Source organism: Lysinibacillus sp. NPDC093197 (assembly GCF_044754025.1).
Taxonomy (GTDB): Bacteria; Bacillota; Bacilli; order Bacillales_A; family Planococcaceae; genus Lysinibacillus.
Window position 1 is genome coordinate 159,009 of record NZ_JBIVOH010000007.1, and the last position, 20,462, is coordinate 179,470.

The 20,462-nt window shown below is 38.6% G+C and carries 20 protein-coding genes and 1 other annotated feature; of the genes, 17 read left to right on the plus strand and 3 right to left on the minus strand.

Going from position 1 to position 20,462, the window contains the following annotated elements; translation table 11 throughout:
* The first annotated feature begins 75 nt into the window (after nucleotides 1–75).
* The 4 genes from ACIP9G_RS17570 to ACIP9G_RS17585 all read left to right on the plus strand — a co-directional run bounded on the left by ACIP9G_RS17570 (nucleotide 76) and on the right by ACIP9G_RS17585 (nucleotide 2,811).
* Complete coding sequence (locus ACIP9G_RS17570; protein WP_340821707.1) at nucleotides 76–420, plus strand: DUF3969 family protein; 345 nt, start codon at nucleotides 76–78, stop codon at nucleotides 418–420.
* Between the two features lie 121 nt (nucleotides 421–541).
* Entirely contained in the window at nucleotides 542–793 is a 252-nt protein-coding gene (locus tag ACIP9G_RS17575; protein WP_401021067.1) for a hypothetical protein, read from the plus strand.
* 41 nt (nucleotides 794–834) lie between these two features.
* A complete protein-coding gene (locus ACIP9G_RS17580; protein ID WP_340821710.1) occupies nucleotides 835–2,262 on the plus strand; it encodes an aldehyde dehydrogenase family protein in 1,428 nt (475 codons plus the stop codon).
* Nucleotides 2,263–2,331: 69 nt separating this feature from the next.
* A complete protein-coding gene (locus ACIP9G_RS17585) occupies nucleotides 2,332–2,811 on the plus strand; it encodes an acyl-CoA thioesterase (RefSeq protein ID WP_340821712.1) in 480 nt (159 codons plus the stop codon).
* Between the two features lie 51 nt (nucleotides 2,812–2,862).
* On the opposite strand, the gene ACIP9G_RS17590 is transcribed toward ACIP9G_RS17585, so the two are convergent.
* Nucleotides 2,863–4,173 carry a protoglobin domain-containing protein gene (locus ACIP9G_RS17590; RefSeq protein WP_401021070.1) on the minus strand — a complete coding sequence of 437 codons (1,311 nt, stop codon included), beginning with the start codon at nucleotides 4,171–4,173 and terminating at the stop codon, nucleotides 2,863–2,865.
* A gap of 334 nt (nucleotides 4,174–4,507) precedes the next feature.
* Between ACIP9G_RS17590 and ACIP9G_RS17595 the strand changes: the two genes are divergently transcribed.
* Nucleotides 4,508–4,717, plus strand: a complete 210-nt coding sequence (locus ACIP9G_RS17595) for a hypothetical protein (protein ID WP_139860492.1) — start codon at nucleotides 4,508–4,510, stop codon at nucleotides 4,715–4,717.
* Between the two features lie 181 nt (nucleotides 4,718–4,898).
* Here the strand turns inward: ACIP9G_RS17595 and corA are convergent, their stop codons facing one another.
* Nucleotides 4,899–5,861 (minus strand): magnesium/cobalt transporter CorA, encoded by a 963-nt coding sequence (corA, locus tag ACIP9G_RS17600; RefSeq protein ID WP_401021072.1) that lies wholly within the window; start codon nucleotides 5,859–5,861, stop codon nucleotides 4,899–4,901.
* Nucleotides 5,862–6,002: 141 nt separating this feature from the next.
* Nucleotides 6,003–6,680, minus strand: a complete 678-nt coding sequence (locus ACIP9G_RS17605; protein ID WP_401021074.1) for a class I SAM-dependent methyltransferase — start codon at nucleotides 6,678–6,680, stop codon at nucleotides 6,003–6,005.
* A 124-nt stretch (nucleotides 6,681–6,804) separates the two neighbouring features.
* Between ACIP9G_RS17605 and ACIP9G_RS17610 the strand changes: the two genes are divergently transcribed.
* The 12 genes from ACIP9G_RS17610 to cysS all read left to right on the plus strand — a co-directional run bounded on the left by ACIP9G_RS17610 (nucleotide 6,805) and on the right by cysS (nucleotide 20,462).
* The gene (locus tag ACIP9G_RS17610; protein WP_340821720.1) at nucleotides 6,805–7,110 is read left to right on the plus strand and encodes a magnetosome magnetite crystal formation protein family; all 306 of its coding nucleotides are present in this window, start codon (nucleotides 6,805–6,807) and stop codon (nucleotides 7,108–7,110) included.
* Nucleotides 7,111–7,440: 330 nt separating this feature from the next.
* Nucleotides 7,441–7,911: a CtsR family transcriptional regulator gene (locus tag ACIP9G_RS17615; protein ID WP_340821721.1), complete on the plus strand. Its 471-nt coding sequence runs from the start codon at nucleotides 7,441–7,443 to the stop codon at nucleotides 7,909–7,911.
* 13 nt (nucleotides 7,912–7,924) lie between these two features.
* Nucleotides 7,925–8,467, plus strand: a complete 543-nt coding sequence (locus tag ACIP9G_RS17620; protein ID WP_340821722.1) for a UvrB/UvrC motif-containing protein — start codon at nucleotides 7,925–7,927, stop codon at nucleotides 8,465–8,467.
* Complete coding sequence (gene mcsB, locus ACIP9G_RS17625; protein ID WP_340821724.1) at nucleotides 8,464–9,573, plus strand: protein-arginine kinase McsB; 1,110 nt, start codon at nucleotides 8,464–8,466, stop codon at nucleotides 9,571–9,573. Before ACIP9G_RS17620 ends, mcsB begins: the two co-directional genes overlap by 4 nt.
* A complete protein-coding gene (locus ACIP9G_RS17630; protein WP_401021076.1) occupies nucleotides 9,563–12,007 on the plus strand; it encodes an ATP-dependent Clp protease ATP-binding subunit in 2,445 nt (814 codons plus the stop codon). The genes mcsB and ACIP9G_RS17630 overlap by 11 nt, the downstream gene beginning before the upstream one ends.
* 111 nt (nucleotides 12,008–12,118) lie before the next feature.
* Nucleotides 12,119–13,495 (plus strand): DNA repair protein RadA, encoded by a 1,377-nt coding sequence (gene radA / locus ACIP9G_RS17635; protein WP_340821728.1) that lies wholly within the window; start codon nucleotides 12,119–12,121, stop codon nucleotides 13,493–13,495.
* 365 nt (nucleotides 13,496–13,860) lie between these two features.
* Nucleotides 13,861–14,946, plus strand: a complete 1,086-nt coding sequence (locus ACIP9G_RS17640; RefSeq protein WP_401021079.1) for a PIN/TRAM domain-containing protein — start codon at nucleotides 13,861–13,863, stop codon at nucleotides 14,944–14,946.
* A gap of 12 nt (nucleotides 14,947–14,958) precedes the next feature.
* Entirely contained in the window at nucleotides 14,959–15,651 is a 693-nt protein-coding gene (gene ispD / locus ACIP9G_RS17645) for a 2-C-methyl-D-erythritol 4-phosphate cytidylyltransferase (RefSeq protein ID WP_340821732.1), read from the plus strand.
* Nucleotides 15,652–15,900: 249 nt separating this feature from the next.
* Entirely contained in the window at nucleotides 15,901–16,377 is a 477-nt protein-coding gene (gene ispF, locus ACIP9G_RS17650; RefSeq protein ID WP_401021084.1) for a 2-C-methyl-D-erythritol 2,4-cyclodiphosphate synthase, read from the plus strand.
* Between the two features lie 121 nt (nucleotides 16,378–16,498).
* Nucleotides 16,499–17,959 carry a glutamate--tRNA ligase gene (gene gltX, locus ACIP9G_RS17655; protein ID WP_401021086.1) on the plus strand — a complete coding sequence of 487 codons (1,461 nt, stop codon included), beginning with the start codon at nucleotides 16,499–16,501 and terminating at the stop codon, nucleotides 17,957–17,959.
* 49 nt (nucleotides 17,960–18,008) lie between these two features.
* Nucleotides 18,009–18,226: a binding site (T-box leader), on the plus strand.
* A gap of 188 nt (nucleotides 18,227–18,414) precedes the next feature.
* A complete protein-coding gene (gene epsC / locus ACIP9G_RS17660) occupies nucleotides 18,415–19,065 on the plus strand; it encodes a serine O-acetyltransferase EpsC (RefSeq protein ID WP_340821735.1) in 651 nt (216 codons plus the stop codon).
* A complete protein-coding gene (gene cysS / locus ACIP9G_RS17665; RefSeq protein ID WP_340821736.1) occupies nucleotides 19,062–20,462 on the plus strand; it encodes a cysteine--tRNA ligase in 1,401 nt (466 codons plus the stop codon). The genes epsC and cysS overlap by 4 nt, the downstream gene beginning before the upstream one ends.

Here is a 20,462-nt window from a genome sequence, read left to right on the forward strand (position 1 = left end):
AATAAGTGAAGTAAAAGTAGTTAGAACTAACCTGATGTTAAAGCTAAGCAAGGTTGGAGTGTGAAATAATTAAATATGAATAAATTATTATTGAATACTACAAATAACGAAGAATTAGAAAAACTACTACTCATAAATGTAATAGGTTTAATTGAGGCTTTAAAAAAAGATTTATTAACAATCGAAGAAACTGAAAAAGTTTTATTTAACCCATATACTATGGATTTATTACAGTCTAAAGGAATTTCAAAAGAAATATTAGAAATTATTCACTTAGGCACTGAATTAGAAGATATAGTGAGTCTAATGTCTGAAAAATTATTTGAAAGTTTAAGCGAAATTGAATATGAAAGTATTGCTCAATTAGAACAAAGAAAAGCATATAAATTTCGAAATAAAGTTATTGAATCAATAAATTGATTCATTTGATTTTAAGTAGTAGTAGAAAGAGGACAATTGGTACTTCTCTAGAGCAGCTCGTTTTATCATGCTAAACGAGCTGCTTTTTCTATACTGTGTTATACAAAGATTAATTTTTCAAATGATTAAAGGTCAACTTCAGCAAATTGTTGATTTATATCATGAATTAAAGGGAATGAAATTGGTGAAGTGGCATCTTGAATTTGTATTGTTTATGGCTGTACAAATCGCTATTTATGATATGGCAAAAATACAACAATCACTGTCAATGGCTATTATGTCTTCTATTGAATTACTAATCCAAGCACAGCAGGCAGTGATGATATCCGCAGTTACAGCAGCCGCGGTAGCGTCAAATTCGAGCACTTCATGATAAACTAAAGAAGAACAGATTATTTGGAGGTGTATTTGAAGATGAACGAAACAAAGCTTTGGATAAATGGACAGTGGCAAGATGCTAAGGAAACTTATGAATTAACGTCACCTTATAACGGTGAGGTAATTGCAAAGGTTGCAAAGGCATCTGTTTCAGATGTTGAACAAGCCATAGAAGGTGCCCAAGATGCATTTCTTTCATTTAAAAAAACAACCGCCTACGAACGTGCCGAAATATTATATAAAGTAGTCGACATTATGCGACGTCGAAAAGACGAATTGGCGGAAATTTTAGCGCAAGAAGCGGGCAAACCTATATCAGCAGGTTTACCTGAAATTGAACGTACAATAGCGACGTATCAGTTTGCAGCCGAAGGAGCTAAGCAGGTGAAAGGTGAAACGGTACCGATGGATGCCGCGCCAGGAGCTGGTGATCGAATTGGCTGGACAAAGCGTGAGCCATTAGGCGTTATTTCTGCAATTACTCCGTTTAATTTTCCTTTTAATTTAGTCGCACATAAATTGGGACCTGCCTTTGCGGTTGGAAATACAGTCGTGTTAAAGCCGGCAACACAAACACCACTTAGTGCAATTGTGATGGCGGAAATATTTAAGGAAGCTGGACTACCAGATGGTGCATTACAAATCGTTACAGGTAGTGGTGGCGAACTAAGTGATACACTCGTAACGCATCCATTCGTGAAAAAGGTGACCTTTACCGGAAGTGGTAAGGTTGGTTTAGGTATTAAAGAAAAAGTAGGTTTGCGTAAAGTAACATTAGAGCTAGGCTCAAATGCAGCAGTTATTGTTGAGCCATCGACACCTATTGATAAAATTATTGCGCGTTGTGTTAGCGGAGCATTTAGCTTTGCTGGACAAGTATGTATTTCTTTACAACGTATTTATGTACATTCCTCAATTATAGATGCGTTTACGAAGGAATTTGTAGCGCAAACAGAAAAACTTGTTGTTGGTGATCCGCTAGACAAAAATACAGATGTCAGTGCAATGATCAACCCAAATGAGGTTAGCCGAATTCGTGAATGGATTGAAGAGGCAAAAACGCAAGGTGCTGTAGTTGCGACGGGTGGAACGTTTACAGAACGTACATTAACGCCAACAGTTATGACAAATGTAACTGCTGATATGAAGGTTGTTTGTCAGGAAACATTCGCACCAATCGTCTCAATTGTTTCATATGAAACATTAGACGACGCAATTCGACTAGTGAATGAGTCGGAACTTGGCTTAAATGCAGGAATTTTTACGAATGTATTACCAGATGCATTGTATGCTGCTGATGAATTGCAAGCAGGTGCTGTTATTATAAATGATATTCCAACATTCCGAGTTGATAATATGCCTTATGGCGGCATAAAAATGAGTGGCTATGGTCGAGAAGGTATTAAATGGGCGATTGAAGAAATGACCGATATGAAGTTTATTACGATGAAAAAATCCTTCTAAATTTGCATCAATTCTTTTTCTACGATACGATGACGAAAGAATAATACATGAAGGGAAGTTACAAGAACTATGACAACCAATGCTGTACCAATGAGCCAATCGCGTACACTTCAGACGCGTCTTGTGTTACCACCTGATACTAATAATCATAATTCCATTTTTGGTGGAAGAGTGTTAGCTTATATTGATGAAATTGCTGCAATTACAGCGATGAAGCATGCAAAAGGACATGTTGTAACAGCCTCCATTGATTCTGTTGATTTTTTATCAGCAGCACATGTAGGTGATATTCTTGAAATTGAAAGTATTGTTTCATCCACAGGGCATTCATCTATGGAAGTCTATGTCCGCGTTATTTCTCGTAATATTGAAACAGGCGAAGAAAAGTTAACAACCGAATCATTTGTAACGATGGTTGCAGTGGATGATAGTGGGAAACCAAAGGCCATTCCTGCAATTTTCCCAGAAACGGATGCGGAAAAACGACTGTTTGAAACAGGCCCTGCTCGACGAGAGCATCGCAAGCAAAAACGTGCGTTGGCACATTAAATAACAAAAAGGAAATTGACACGATGCAGTCAATTTCCTTTTTTATTTGTGTTAAATATTTAATTCATTTACAACATTAATTAATGAGTCTGACGAAGAGGAAACGAGTGTAGCTCCCTGTGATAGCTCTGTAATTAAAGTAGAAATTGCTGAAATATCCCTTGCTGTGTTTACATATTGTTGTTGAATGCCTGATACAGCATCCGCAATATCATTGAATGATTCAGATAAACTTGTTTGTGTATCAACGCTATGTTGGATTTTCTGGTCAACATTGACGACAGAACTTGCCATTGTTGAAATATTACTTTCTGTTTCTTTAATAAGGTGTGACACATTTTGTACCGCATTTTTTGTTTCTTCGGCAAGCTTGCGGACTTCCTCTGCTACGACAGCAAAGCCTTTACCATGTTCCCCAGCGCGAGCAGCTTCAATTGAAGCATTGAGTGCTAATAAATTAGTTTGGTCAGCGATGCCTGTGACAAGCCCGACAATTTCAGAGATTTTTTGCGAAGATGTACGTAACTGGTTCATCGTCACTTCAAGGCCATTAACACTTTGCAAAATAACGTGGATTAATTCATTTTGCTCTTGTAATTGCTGCTGCCCCCGTTTAGATTTGTCCTGCGTATCTGCAACGAAGTTTAAACCTTGTTTAGTTGCTACTGCAATATCATCCGTTTGCGAAGATATAACTAAAAGGGAAGCGGCTGTTTCCTCACTTATCGCATTTAACTCCTCAGCGGTACTTTGAATCGTAGTTACAAGTGCATGCTTTGTTTGATCTGCCACACTACGAATACGTTCTTCTTCTTTTTCGTATGCTTCGATAACGAGCTGCTGTTCGAAGTTAATGATTTTGCAGAAAGCATTGATGGCACGTATAGCATCATGCTTTGAAATATCTAAATCATTCGCAAAGCTTGTAAAAGTCGAAGTTAATGATTGGAATGAAGCGATATACCATTTTGATTGGAGTCCAATTCGAACATGTGTCTCAGCGATTGCTTTTCTTTCTTTAATGTACTCGTCATTAATGTGACTCTCGAAAATATCGCCTAAATGCTTATGTAAAGTCACCTTTAAACGTTCAATTTGTGATGTTCTGTTAATAATATCTAATAAGTTTTGACTTAAGCTAATCGCTGCATAAAATTGATCGACCATTTCAGGAATGACATTTTTCACTAAAGGTTGTAATTGTTTAATAATAGCTAAATCTTCAGTTGTTAAGTCTAATAACTGTAATTGTTTTTGTAGTTTAGGATAGTTTGAAACATCTAATTGTACGTGTTGCTTAAACTCCTCAGGTGTTAATGTAATTGAATAACCATAATTGTTCTTCTTTGTAAACCAACTCATTGTGTCTGCTCCATTCTTTATAAATCCATATTAATGATAATAATTGAAGACTCATTGTATATATATTGTTAGGTTTGTAAATTTGGTGAATATATGGTATTAAATCTATTCTACTATTTTTTGTAGTATATTTGGTTAAAAATTTCCGATATTTCTATATTTTTTTATTATTTTTTTATTTATAAGGCTGACGTTTGTCGGATTACCTGCTACATACTAATTTTTTGTAGAAATAGCGCAATTTGAATTTCATTTAGGAAACATGTAAAATACGAACTGTTTGGATTTACAAATAAATGCATGTGAGAGAAAAATAGTATTGAGGAGGTATTACATGGAGAAGAAACGTTTTAAGTTTGTAATTCCTGTGATGGTAATTGTAGCAATTGGATCTGTTTATATGTTAACCAAATATTATGCAGATGTACCCGACCTAAACCAACTATTGATAACAATTTGTGCAACGATAGTATCGGGCGTGCTAGCATACTTTTTATTCCCGCAACAAGGTGAAAATAAAGTGGATGATCGAGGTCCATATTAAATAATTTTGGAGACATCTATGTCCCTAATTTTTTATAAGTTAAAAATCCGCGACTGCCTTCTGTGGGCAAAGTATGAGTAGGGCTTTTTGCCAATGCATTTAGCTAATACTCATGCCCTATTTCTCCTCAGAAGTGTGCGCGGATTTTTTTGTAAGTGAGTTTTAGGACGGTTCAACACACTTATGGTTTAAATAGTTTGAACCAGCCTTTAGATTTAAAAAATGCTAGCATAGATAGTGCAAGCAAGAGCATGATGCCAAGCACGATAAAGTAGCTGTACCGTCCATGAAGTTCGGGCATATTATCGAAGTTCATGCCGTAAACACCCGCAATAAACGTTAAGGGTATAAAAATGGTGGAGACAATCGTCAACATCATCATAATGCCGTTCATACGGCTAGAGCTCATGGCCATATAGCTATCGCGCATATCTGCTGTAAGCTCACGATTAGATTCGACCATTTCTGTAAGCTTTGCTAAATGATCGTGAATATCACCGAAGTAGGCTCTTTCCGATTTTTTAAGGGCAAAGCGATAGGAACTAAGTATTCGGTACAATAGGTCGCGCATTGGTAAAATTGTACGCCGTAAATGGAGCAAATCACTACGGAATTCAAAAACAATTTGCATTGCATTCACATTACTTTGATAGGTCAGCTCATCTTCAAGTGCATTTAAATGATCCTCAATTTTATAAACAAGTGGGAAATAACTATCGACTATTTTATCGATTGTTTGATAGGTCAGAAAAACAGTGCCTCGTTCCCAATATTTCGGTTGCTCTTCTAAAAGCTTCTGTACCTTTTCAATTTCGGCCGCTTCATTTTTGTGGAATGTAACAATAAAATGATCGGAAACAAAAATATTTAATTCCTCAGCAATTAATGTTACTTCATTCAATTTATGAATAACGAAGAAATGATAATCATCATAAAAATCGAGTTTTGGTCGCTGTAAACGCATTAAGCAGTCTTCGATTGCAAGTGGATGGAAATGAAAAAATGTATCGAGCAAAAGCTCCTCTTCTACAGTTGGGCAATTAAAATCTACCCAATACCACTCATAATCGTTTTGCTTTATGTCTTCAAGTGGGAAGTCCTTTATTAATTGTTGATCTTTCGTCATAGCCATCGTGCGAATCATGGCATTCACCTCAAATCTGTTTATCTCGTATTAAGTAAGCACGAAGTCTCGCTCCTAAAGCAGAGAAGGAAGAGGAGACAATCAACGGAAGATCATTACCTCATGAACTTATAGTACACTACTATATTATACGGATAAAAGTTACTCTTTATAGCATATCCAACCGCCGAATAGTGTCGTTGCAAAAAACCTCGAAGGCTGTGAAAAACCTGCCTGTTGTAAGAGTGTCACTATCGCCTCCTCACGCATAAATGAAAGTGAGCGGATAGATTGCTCCATACTAGCTAATTCCGATGCTGAAAGTTTTGTATGCTGTTGCCAATACGCGCGCCATAGTTCAAATTGCAGCTCTGTTTCAGTTGAGTTCAGTTGACCGTATTTAGAAACAAGGACGAATGGTGCACCTGATTTTAAGCGTTGTGCAATTCCTTTTAATGTAGCAAGTTTCTCCTCATATGATTCAATAAAATGGAGTACTAGTATACAGCTAGCCGCATCAAAGTTCGTAGCAGGCACCGCAGCAGTTAGTATTGTACCTTGTAGTAAAGAAATATCATTTGATAATGATTGAAGACGGTTTTCTGCAATTTCCAACATCGCTTCAGAAGGATCTATACCGACAAATGACCAATCGGGTCTTTGCTCAGCTAACTGTATAATTTCATTGCCACTACCAGAGCCAACAACTAAAAATCTAGCTTTTTCTTGTAGTGCGGATTGATAAAAAGCTTTCGTTAAACGCAGCATGGCATCGTAACTTGGTAATGTACGTCGGATGCCTTTTTCATATTCGTTAGCAAGTGTGCTATTAAATTCCATCTAGTATCACATACCTTTCAAAAAAATTTTAAAAATTTACGCAGCATTTGAAACTATTTAGCGTATAGTTCCGTAAATAGGAGTATTAATAATAATGACATACCATAAAGGAAGGTTGATATATATGGAAACAAAATGGTCTAAGGTAATCATACATGCCAGCGCGTTTTTTGCGCCATTTTTAGTGCCGATTTTATTTTTCCTAATTAGTTCAGATGAAGAAGTGAAAAGTGTTTCGGTGCAAGCTTTATTGTTCCAAATCGTGATGGGCATATTGATTGTAATTGCTAGTATCCTATCTTTTGTATTAATCGGTTTACCGTTCTTACTAATTTTCATCGCTATGGTTTACATCGTACCTATTATCGGAATCGTGAAGGCATTTTCAGAGGAACCTTGGCGTTACCCGATAGTTGGACGCTGGGTATAATTTTTAATGACGCAAGTATATGCTATGTGCATATGCTTGCGTTTTTTCTATAAGCAAAAAGGGTACATTATAGGCAAAATCAATTTTAATTATTAGGGACAAGCCTTTTTTAATCGCCAACTCCCTTTTTTACACAGATATAAAAGTACATCATGATTAAGTTAATATGTCCCTGCCGTCTGTTTTTTTGAAGACAATCTGTTAAACAATGCGCTTTACACAAATCATTGTGCGAAATAATTGCAATTATTTTCAAGCGTTTTGTATAATATACTCAAAGATAGTCAAAGATAGTCAAAGTCAGTGAGGTAAGCGAGGTGTATTCCTAAAGTGCGTAATATTTCAGACATCATAGAAGGCTACTTAAAGCAAGTACTTGAATTAGGTGGAGAAGGGCATATTGAAATTAAACGTAGTGAAATTGCTGATAAATTTCAATGTGTGCCCTCACAAATAAATTATGTGATCAATACAAGATTTACAGCTGAGCGGGGTTACCTTGTTGAAAGTAAACGGGGTGGCGGTGGATACATTCGTATTTTGCGTGTCCGTGCAAACTCACAAATTGATTTGATAGATGATGTGCTCTTGCAAATTGAAGGGGGAGCCTCGCAAACGGTTGCGGAGGGTGTTGTATATCGTTTGATTGATGAGCAGGTAATTTCGAAGCGAGAAGCGAAATTAATGTTAGCAGCGGTTGATCGTTCGACTTTAGATTTACAACTACCTTTACGGGATAGCATTCGTGCAAAAATTTTGCGAGCGATGTTAACAACCATTAAATATGAAAAGCAAAAATAAAGAGGTGATGGAAATGATTTGCGAACATTGCAAGCAGCGCAATGCGACAGTAACTGTGACACAAGTACAAAATGGGCAGAAGGTGGAACACCATTATTGCGATGTCTGTGCATCACAGTTCCATCCGTTCCATGCAGAGTTTAAACAAGAGCCTGTATCGATTCAACAATTATTATCCAACTGGTTTGGCTCACCTACATGGCAAAAAGTCGGTGAAAAACAGCAAGCGCCACCTCAGCAACAAACATGTCCACAATGTGGATTTACGTATAAGCGATTTTTAAAAGAGGGTAAATTTGGTTGCCCTAGTTGTTATGACACGTTTAGCGAGCATTTGCCAAAGCTGTTTAATCGTATTCAAGCAGGACCACAGCATATAGGTAAAATGCCTGGTGCTCAAAACAATGTTTTTGTCATTAAAAAGCAAATTGAAGATATTCGAAAACGCATGAAGGCTGCAGTGGACGAGGAGCAATTTGAGGAAGCGGCGAAGCTTCGTGACGAGGCAAAAAATCTTGAGCAACAGCTACAATTCGAAGGTGGTGATGTGTCATGATGATTGAATCGTTTTTAGAGCGTGCTACACCTGCCTGGATGGATATGGAGGATGATTATTCAGATATCGTCATTAGTACACGCATCCGCCTTGCGAGGAACTTAGATGGTTTTCGTTTCCCTTTAGTTTTCTCGGAAAACGAAGCATTACAGGTAGAGCAGGCTGTCACCCACGCAATACAGGACAGTTCCAAGCTTCAAGAAAGATATTCTTATTTTTCTATAAAAGATTTAACATCGTTACAACGACAAATTTTAGTTGAAAAGCATTTGATTAGTCCACAGCTTGCAAAAAAAGAGCAAGTCGGCGCTATGTTGTTGTCTGAGGATGAATCTATTTGCATTATGGTGAACGAAGAAGACCATTTACGCATTCAATGTATGACGGCGAGTTTTCAACTTCAGAAGGCCTACGAGCAAGCAAATAAGATTGATCGAGCCTTAGAAGGAGCCTTGCCATATGCGTTTCGTGATACTTTTGGATATTTAACAAGTTGTCCAACCAATATTGGTACTGGATTACGTGCTTCTGTTATGATGCACCTTCCCGCGCTTACACTGACAGGTCAGATGAATCAAATCATCAATGCAATGACTCGTTTAGGGATGACCGTTAGGGGTATATACGGTGAAGGTAGTGAAAATTTAGGGAATATTTATCAAGTATCAAATCAAATTACACTAGGAAAAACAGAAGAAGACATTTTAGCAGACATCCAAAGTGTTGCAGAAAAAATAATTCAAAAAGAACGACAAGCAAGAAGCAAGCTAATGGAAAAGGCGGAACTTGCTTTAGAAGATCGTGTATACAGAGCTTTAGGGACATTAACACATGCTCGAATTTTAACGAGTGAAGAAGCTGCTACTTGCATATCAAATGTACGTTTAGGAGTGGATTTGCAGTTGATTGATAATATTAAAGCAACATCTTTAAACGAATGCGTTGTCAGCATGCAACCAGGTTTTTTACAGCACTATGCAGGAGAGGTTTTACCGCCTGCTGAGCGAGACAGAGCACGAGCAAAAATGTTGCGAGAGGCATTATTTCTAGAAACTAAGAGTAAGCCTATTATAGGGGGAAAAGGAGAGGATTCATATGATGTTTAATCGTTTTACACAACGCGCACAAAAAGTATTACAGCTTGCACAGGAAGAGGCAATTCGTTGGAAGCACGAATCAATAGGAACAGAGCATATTCTTTTAGGGCTTATTCGTGAAGGCGGTGGTATAGCTGCGAAAGCATTAGAAGCCATTGATATTAGCCCTCAAATGATTGAAGCAGGTATTGAAGAGCTAGTCGGTAAAGGAACAGAGGATGTTGGACCAATCGTGCACTACACGCCTCGTGCGAAAAAAGTAATTGAATTATCGGTTGATGAGTCGCGTAAATTAGGCCATTCCTATATTGGCACAGAACATTTACTATTAGCGCTTATTCGTGAAGGCGAAGGGGTAGCTGCTCGTGTATTAAACAATGCTGGTGTGGGCTTAAATAAAGCTCGTCAGCAAGTATTATTGTTATTAGGTAATAACGACAATGCACAATCTGGACAACAAGCGACACAGGCTGCAAATACGCCTACATTAGATAGCTTAGCGCGCGATTTAACACAAATTGCTCGTGAAGGTTCGTTAGACCCTGTTATTGGACGTAGTAAAGAAATTACACGTGTTATTGAAGTGCTATCACGTCGTACGAAAAATAACCCTGTGCTTATTGGTGAACCAGGGGTAGGTAAAACAGCGATTGCTGAAGGCTTAGCGCAACAAATCATTAACAATGAAGTGCCAGAAATTTTGCGTGATAAACGTGTAATGACGCTTGATATGGGAACGGTTGTTGCCGGCACTAAATACCGTGGTGAATTTGAGGATCGTTTGAAAAAGGTAATGGATGAAATTCGTCAAGCGGGCAATGTCATCTTATTCATTGATGAATTGCACACGCTAATCGGTGCAGGTGGGGCAGAAGGTGCAATTGATGCTTCAAACATTTTAAAACCATCATTGGCACGTGGTGAATTACAATGTATTGGTGCTACAACATTAGATGAGTACCGCAAATACATTGAAAAAGATGCAGCTTTAGAGCGTCGTTTCCAACCGATTCAAGTCGATGAGCCAACTGTTGAAGAAGCTATTCAAATTATTCACGGCTTGCGTGATCGTTATGAGGCGCATCACCGTGTGAAAATTACAGATGAGGCGATTGAGGCAGCGGCAAAAATGGGTGATCGTTATATTTCAGACCGCTTCTTGCCTGATAAAGCAATCGACTTAATCGATGAAGCTGGTTCAAAAGTACGCTTACGTTCATTCGCAGTGCCACCAAATTTAAAGGCACTGGAAGATAAACTTGAAAATGTTCGTTCTGAGAAAAATGCGGCTGTATCTGGTCAAGAATTTGAAAAGGCAGCGTCTTTAAGGGATACAGAGCAAAAGCTAAAAGACGAAATTGAAACAACGCGTAAAACATGGAAAGAAGAACAAGGTAAAGCCGAATCGAAAGTAACGGTAGACGATGTGGCAGCTGTAGTTTCTATGTGGACGGGAATCCCTGTAGCAAAAATTGCACATGAAGAATCATCTAAACTATTACAACTTGAGGAAGAATTGCATAAACGAGTTGTTGGGCAAGGTGAGGCTGTTGAGGCAATTTCTCGTGCGATTCGACGTGCAAGAGCTGGTTTAAAAGATCCGAAACGTCCAATAGGTTCATTTATTTTCCTTGGTCCTACAGGGGTCGGGAAGACAGAACTTGCAAGAGCACTTGCAGAAGTAATGTTCGGTGATGAAGATGCGATGATTCGCGTTGACATGTCAGAATATATGGAGAAACATTCGACTTCACGTTTAGTGGGCTCGCCTCCGGGATATGTAGGCTTTGATGATGGTGGTCAGCTTACAGAAAAAGTGCGACGCAAACCGTATTCCGTTGTGCTACTTGATGAAATTGAAAAAGCTCACCCAGATGTTTTCAATATTTTACTTCAAGTACTTGAAGATGGTCGTTTAACTGATTCTAAAGGACGTGTCGTTGATTTCCGCAATACGGTTGTCATTATGACTTCTAACGTTGGCGCGGACGCGTTAAAGTATCAAAAAAATCTTGGCTTCAGCTTAGGAAACTCGGAGTCGAAGCATAAAGATATGAAGGGTACAATGCTAGAAGAATTGAAAAAAGCATTCCGTCCAGAATTTTTAAACCGTATTGATGAAATGATTGTGTTCCACTCACTAGAAAAAGAACACTTAAAAGAAATCGTTTCAATGATGGCTAATTCCTTAACCAAACGTCTACAGGAACAGGATATTACGTTAGAGTTAACCGATGCTGCACTAAATAAAATTGCAGAGGAAGGCTATGATCCTCAATATGGTGCTCGTCCACTCCGTCGTGCATTGCAAAAACAAGTGGAAGACCGTCTATCGGAAGAACTGCTTAAAGGCAATGTAGAAAAAGGAAACCAAGTTGTAATCGATTATGTAAATGAAGAATTTGTCGTTAAGAAAAAAGAGGGCGTTTCAATTTCTAAATAAGCAGATCGTTTATTGTTAACTTGTTGATTTGAGAAGACAGCGAGGCCAAGAGTGCCAAGCTGTCTTTTTTTATGTAAAATGAATATAAGAACAAATATTCGAGGTGGTACTATGGCGAAGAAAAAAACTAAATTTGTCTGTACAGGTTGTGGATATGAATCTGCAAAGTGGATGGGTCGTTGTCCAGGGTGTGGAGAATGGAATAAAATGGTTGAAGAAGTAGAGGTCGTTGCGAAAGGTCCTCGAGGAGCATTCCAACATTCGGCTACAGTAACACAAAAGGCTATACCTATTATACAAGTGGAAGCAGCTGAGGAATCTCGGGTAGCTACTGAAATGGGAGAGCTCAATCGAGTTTTAGGCGGTGGTATCGTGCCAGGATCCCTTGTATTAATCGGTGGTGACCCTGGGATTGGGAAATCGACGCTTTTATTACAAGTATCAGCGTTGCTATCAAATAAAGGGCACCGTGTGCTGTATATTTCTGGGGAGGAATCTATTCGACAAACGAAATTGCGTGCAGAGCGTTTAGGAGTAATATCTCAAGAACTTTATATATATTCGGAGACGAATTTAGAGTTGTTAAACCAAACGATTGATGATGTTCAGCCGAAGTTTGTGATCGTCGATTCCATACAAACTGTTTTCCATCCAGAGGTGACAAGTGCACCTGGTAGTGTGTCGCAAGTGCGTGAATGTACAGCAGAGCTAATGCGAATTGCAAAAACGAAAGGCATTGCCATTTTCTTAGTAGGGCATGTAACGAAAGAAGGGCAAATTGCTGGACCACGTATTTTAGAGCATATGGTGGACACCGTGTTGTATTTCGAAGGAGAGCGCCATCACAACCACCGTATTTTACGGAGTCAGAAAAACCGCTTTGGCTCTACAAATGAAATTGCTATTTTTGAAATGCTTCAGGGGGGCTTAAAGGAAGTGTTGAATCCGTCTGAGTTGTTTTTACAGGAACGCTCACAAGGGGCGGCAGGCTCAACCATTGTGGCATCAATGGAGGGGACAAGACCAATTTTAGTAGAAATTCAATCACTTGTGACGCCGACGAGCTTCAATTATCCAAAACGTATGGCAACAGGGGTGGACCAAAACCGCGTGCAATTGCTTATGGCGGTGCTTGAAAAGCGGATGGGCCTCATGCTGCAAGCGCAGGATGCATATATTAAAGTTGCTGGCGGTGTGAAGCTAGATGAGCCTGCAATTGACCTAGCGGTGTTGACGAGTATTGTTTCTAGTTTTAAAGATCAGGCGGTGCGTGGTACAGATTGCTTTATTGGTGAAGTGGGCTTAACAGGAGAGGTTCGTCGTGTAACACGTATTGAACAACGTGTCATTGAGGCGGCAAAACTAGGCTTTAAGCGAGCGTTTATACCTGCCTCTAATATTGGTGGTTGGGATTTCCCACAAGGTATCGAAATTGTTGGTGTAGAGACAATTAAGGACGCATTGAATGCCTGCTTTAGAGAGCTATAAATAAATTATTAGGTCAATTTTATAAATAGTTCCTAAAAGAATTCCAACATTGAAGTGGAGCGAAAGGTTAGCGGATAGCGTTCTACCTGTAGTGTAACGTTACAAAATGATAAAAGTGAATTATGAAATTGATTGAATAAATAAGGTGCATGCTGGGGGATATCCTAGCATGCACTTTTCCACCATTTATAGCGGTCATAAAAATTTTATGAAATTGGATAATAATTATTGCAAAAATAATGCATCTCTTCAGGCTTCTGTAACGTCCCATAAACAGCAGTAAAAATAATAATGTTTTGATGGGCTCAAAAAAGATTTTCTGCTGAAAAATATGTATAATCATTATAAGAATTGGAGGTGACAGTATGAAAAAATTTATTCAGATTGCTTTTTTACTGATTGGGGGAGCTTTAGGCCTTGTTTTCTTACCGCCATTATACGAATTGCTTCATTTATCATCTAATCCTTGGCTTGATAATCCTTATGTATCAGTTGCTTTAGGGGCACTTTTACTATTTACATTATCGTTTGCATTTTCCGACTATTTTGTTCGGCTTATTAGCTGGATGGAAGAGGTGCTATTTAAAGTACCAGTTGGAGATTTATTATTTGGTACGCTTGGCCTTATTGTAGGACTTATCGTTGCATATTTCCTAGGCTTTGCGATTAATAGCGTTCAGATTCGCGGTATTACAGAAGTGATTCCAATCATCCTGTCGTTTGTGTTTGGATATTTGGGCTTCCGTGTAGGCTTTAAAAAGCGAGATGAGTTACTACAGTTATTTACATTACGTGGGAGTAATGCGAAGAAAAAAGCAGCTGAAGGTATTGATGCTCCAGAAATTCGTGGTAGTTATAAATTGCTAGATACGAGCGTTATTATAGACGGACGTATAGCGGATATATCTGAAACAGGCTTTATCGAAGGTGCCCTAGTGGTGCCGCAGTTTGTGCTAACGGAGCTTCAGCATATTGCAGATTCCTCAGATACTTTAAAACGTACAAGAGGTCGCCGTGGTTTGGATATATTAAAAAAACTGCAAGATGAACGTATGACAAAAGTAGAGATTACTGAAGAAGATTTTGAAGATGTGCAGGAAGTCGATTTAAAACTTGTACGTCTTGCAAAGAAAATGGGCAATGATACACAAATTGTTACGAATGATTTCAACTTGAACAAAGTATGTGAGCTACACCAAGTGCAAGTGCTGAACATCAATGATTTGGCAAATGCAGTGAAGCCAGTAGTTATTCCTGGTGAGGATATGCAAGTTGTCGTTATTAAAGATGGGAAAGAGCATAACCAAGGTGTCGCTTATTTGGATGATGGCACGATGATAGTTGTAGAAGGTGGTCGAAGTTATATAGGACAGGCAATTACAGTAACTGTAACGAGCGTTCTACAAACATCAGCAGGTCGTATGATTTTTGCCAAGCCAAAGGATGATTAGGAAGTGGGAAATGTGCAGTATGAAGTAGTACTTCCGGCGGCAGGTAGCGGGAAGCGAATGGGAGCAGGACTAAATAAATTATTTTTAGAGCTTTTAGGGAAACCGATTTTAATACACACATTAGAAGTATTTGAGCAAGATAGAAACTGCACAGGAATTTGGCTTGCGGTGAAGCCGGAGGAGCGAGCGTTTATTCAAGAATTGCTCGTGAATTATGGCATCTCTAAGGTCAAGGGCTTGCCCGATGGTGGTGCAGAGCGCCAACATTCGGTTCATTCCTGCATGAAGGAAATGGAGCAAGTTGATATCGTTTTAGTGCATGATGCAGCACGTCCATTTATTACGCACGCAATTATTGCAAACCTTGTGCAAAGTGCTCATGATTTTGGCGCTGCTATCGCTGGCGTTCGTGCAAAGGATACGATGAAAAAAGTACGTGATGGCATCATTGAAGAAACAGTAGATCGTGAAAGCCTGTGGATGATTCAAACACCGCAAGCTTTTCGCTTTGATTTGATTGTAGAGGCCGAAGATGTTGCCGAGAAAGTAGGCTTCCTAGGTACAGACGAGGCAATGCTAGTTGAACGTCTTGGTCATGCTGTTCATATTGTAGAGAGTACCTACGAAAATGTGAAGATGACAACTAAAGAAGATTTACTATTTGGTGAAGCAATTTTACGTCGCCGAGTGTCGGAAACTTATTAAAAATAACTTTTAAATCTCATCAGCTTTAAATGTAGCTGATGGGATTTTTTTTATTCATCTTGAACAAACTATAAAAAACTTTAAGTATGTTGTTTATCTCTATCTTAAGTAAGATATGTATGGAAAGAGTTTTGAAGATGATGTGGAGAGCTCAATTTCCTAGGAAATATGGTAAACTGTCTATAAATAGAAAATCATAAAGGCAGGTGAATGCTGTTACAATTATCTCTGTTGTAACGGCAGTATTGTATGTTTCGAGTAGGACAAGGTTTTGACGTACATGCATTTGAAGAAGGGCGTCCACTAATTATTGGCGGTATTACAATTCCGCATGAAAAAGGCTTAGTAGGGCATTCGGATGCAGATGTATTATTACACACAGTAACAGATGCAGCACTTGGGGCAATAGGTGAAGGCGATATTGGTCGTCATTTTCCAGATACAGATCCTGAATGGAAGGATGCTGATTCAGCAAAGTTACTAGAGTATATTTGGAAAATCGTTGAAGACAAAGGCTATGTGCTTGGCAATATAGATTGCACCATTATGGCACAACGTCCAAAAATGGCGCCTTACATTGAGCAAATGAGAAACCGCATTGCAACGCTATTAAACGCAGACGCATCACAAGTGAATGTCAAAGCGACAACTACTGAAAGACTGGGCTTTACAGGTCGAGAAGAAGGCATCGCTTCAATGGCAACGATTCTATTGATAAAAAAATAAAAAATGGCGCGTGTCCAATTCCTAAGCACGCGCTACTTTTATTTCCTATACTACAGTGGTAAAATGAACAATTAAAAAGGTCGGAATTATTTTCAGACGAACATTTAGGAGGCATTTAATTATGACGAAAGAAGTTCGCGTTCGTTACGCGCCATCACCAACTGGATTTTTACATATTGGCGGTGCTCGTACAGCGTTATTCAACTATTTATATGCAAAACATCATAACGGTAAATTCATCGTGCGTATTGAAGATACGGATATTGAGCGTAATGTAGAAGGTGGAGAAGCGTCTCAGTTAGATAACTTAAAATGGTTAGGTATCGAATATGACGAGTCAATCGATATTGGTGGTCCTTATGCGCCTTATCGTCAAATGGAACGCCTAGATATTTATAAAGAGCATGCTGAAAAGTTATTACAAGAAGGTAAAGCTTATAAATGTTTCTGTTCATCAGAAAAATTAGAGGCATCTCGTGAAGAGCAAAAAGCTCGTGGCGTTGCAGCACCAACATATGATGGTACTTGCCGTCATTTATCTGCTGAAGAAGTAGCGGCTAAAGAAGCGGCTGGCGAGCAATATACAATTCGTATGCGTGTACCTGAAAATGTAACATATGAATTTGAAGATTTAGTGCGTGGACAAGTATCGTTCGAATCAAAAGATGTTGGTGACTGGGTACTTGTGAAAGCAAATGGTATTCCAACATACAACTATGCGGTAGTGTTAGATGATCACTTTATGGAAATTTCACACGTATTCCGTGGTGAAGAACATTTATCAAACACACCAAAACAAATGATGATTTTTGATGCATTTGGCTGGGAATATCCTCGCTTTGGGCATATGACATTAATCATTAACGAGAACCGCAAAAAATTATCAAAACGTGACGAGTCAATTATTCAATTCGTAACGCAATATAAAGACCTTGGTTATTTACCAGAAGCTATGTTCAATTTCTTCGCTTTACTAGGTTGGTCTCCTGAAGGTGAAGAAGAGATTTTTACAAAAGAAGAATTTATTAAAATGTTTGATGAGAAACGTTTATCAAAATCGCCATCTATGTTTGATAAGCAAAAGCTTACTTGGATGAACAATCAGTACATCAAAAAATTATCTTTAGAAGAAGTAGTGGCTTTATCTTTACCACACTTACAAAAAGCTGGCGTATTACCAGAAGAGCTAACAGCTGAAGAGCGTGCTTGGGCGACAGATTTAATCGCGCTTTACCATGAGCAAATGAGCTTTGGTGCTGAAATCGTAGAGCTATCTAGCCTATTCTTTAACGATCATATTGAATATGATGAGGAAGCAAAAGCAGTTTTAGCTGGCGAGCAGGTACCAGAGGTAATGGCTGCGTTTAAAGTGCAACTTGAAAATTTAGAAGAATTTACACCTGAAACTGTCAAAGCAGCTATTAAAGCTGTGCAAAAAGAAACAGGGCATAAAGGTAAAAATTTATTTATGCCAATCCGTGTTGTGACGACAGGTGAAACGCACGGTCCTGAGCTTCCGAATGCTATTTGTTTAATCGGTAAAGAGAAAACAATTGACCGTGTAGAAAAATACGCGAAATAATAGAAATTTATTGACAAACTGTTTCTTCAATGTAAAATGAATGTACATTGAGAAAGCGTTGATAAGGAGAAGTACGTGGCGCAAGCTCTAAAGAGAGGACCATCACCGGCTGAAAGTGGTCTGAGCCAAGGCAAAACCGAAATGCACCTTTGAGCATAAAGCTGAACAATAGTAGGCTTTATCGGGTCGTTCCCGTTATAGGACGTCCAAAGTGGAAGGCTTATGCCTTCAATCAGAGTGGAACCGCGCAAATTCAGCGTCTCTGTCATTCCTTTTTAGGAATGATAGGGGCGCTTTTTATTATTTTTTTATGATTTTCGGGTGTTAGATGAAAAAGGGAAATCATTACTAATAACAATAGGTTTTAAAGTAATTTTGCATAGGGTTATTGTAAGGATTGGAAATAACGTGGTCGAGATCACAAACACACATTGAATCGAAAAGGGGGAGTTTTGATGTTTAAAAGAATAAAGGAAGATGTAGAGACTATTTTCGAAAATGATCCAGCGGCGCGCAGTGTACTTGAAGTTGTGTTAACATATTCAGGGCTGCATGCTACATGGGCGCATCGTGTTGCACACTGGTTTTTTAAAAGACGTTTTTATTTTATCGCACGCGTGATTTCACAAATAAGTCGCTTCTTTACAGGAATTGAAATACACCCTGGTGCTAAAATTGGTCGTCGCTTCTTTATTGACCACGGCATGGGTGTTGTTATAGGGGAAACATGTGAGATAGGTGATAATGTTACACTTTATCAAGGTGTTACACTAGGCGGTACAGGGAAAGAAAAAGGTAAGCGCCACCCGACATTAGAAGATAATGTGTTAGTTGCCACTGGTGCAAAAGTATTAGGTTCTATTACAATTGGTGAGAATAGTAAAATTGGTGCGGGTTCAGTAGTATTAAAAGAAGTACCACCAAATTCTACGGTAGTCGGTATCCCTGGTAAAGTAGTGATGAGAGATGGTGTTCGTTTGGAGAAAAAACTAGACCATCAAAATATTCCTGACCCTGTAGAGGAACGTTGTCAAGGTTTCGAAAAGCAAATAGCAGCATTGCAAGAAGAAATCGGACGCTTACAAAAGGAGAGAGAAACACAATGAGTATTCAAATTTTTAACTCATTAACAAGACAAAAAGAAACTTTCGTACCGCTAGAAGAAGGCAAAGTTAAAATGTATGTTTGCGGTCCGACTGTTTATAACTATATTCATATTGGGAATTCACGTCCTGTAATTGTGTACGATACGGTACGACGATATTTTCAATATAAAGGCTACGATGTGAAATTTGTATCAAATTTCACGGATGTGGACGATAAAATTATTAAAGCAGCAAACGAGCTTGGTGAAGAAGTTCATGAGCTTACTGACCGATTTATTGCTGCATATTTTGAAGATGTTACGGCACTAGGATGCAAAAAGGCCGACGTACATCCTCGTGTAACGGATCACATGGATGACATTATTGAATTTATTAAAGTGTTAATCGAAAAAGGTTACGCATATGAATCGGCTGGCGATGTGTATTACCGAACTCGAAAATTTAACGGCTACGGTAAGCTTTCACATCAATCGGTGGATGATTTAAAAATCGGTGCACGTATCGAAGCAGGCGAGAAAAAAGACGATGCATTAGACTTTGCATTATGGAAAGCAGCAAAACCTGGTGAGATTTATTGGGAAAGTCCTTGGGGCAACGGACGTCCAGGATGGCATATTGAATGCTCGGTCATGGCACGTGAGCATTTAGGTGATACAATTGATATACATGCAGGTGGTCAAGATTTAACATTCCCGCATCATGAAAATGAAATTGCGCAATCCGAAGCACATAACGATACAACATTTGCGCGTTACTGGATGCATAATGGATATATTAATATTGATAATGAAAAAATGTCTAAATCCCTTGGTAATTTTGTGCTCGTGAACGATATACGTAAACAAATCGATCCGCAAATTTTACGTTTCTTTATGTTATCTGTACATTACCGTCACCCAATTAACTTTGCTAAAGATTTAGTAGATGCGGCAGCTACTGGTTTAGAGCGTATTCGCACTTCTTATAACAACGTCAAGTACCGCTTATCCGCTACTGCAAGTCTCGGTGAACACTCGGACGAATGGCTCCAACAAATCGCTACACAAAAAGCACAATTTGAAGAAGCGATGGATGATGATTTCAATACAGCAAATGCTATTTCAGTATTATTTGAATTAGCTCGTATTGCTAATATTTACTTGAATGAGACAAATACTGATGAAAAAGTATTATTAACTTTTGTTGAAACTTTTGAGGTATTAGGTGACGTCTTAGGTATTGAATTTGCAAAAGAGGCTGAACTGCTAGACGAAGAGGTTGAAGCACTTTTGCAGGAACGCGTAGAAGCAAGAAAAAATCGTGACTTTGCTCGTTCAGATGAAATCCGCGACCATTTACAGGCGCAAGGTATCATTTTAGAGGATACACGCCAAGGGACAAGATGGAAACGAGGGTAA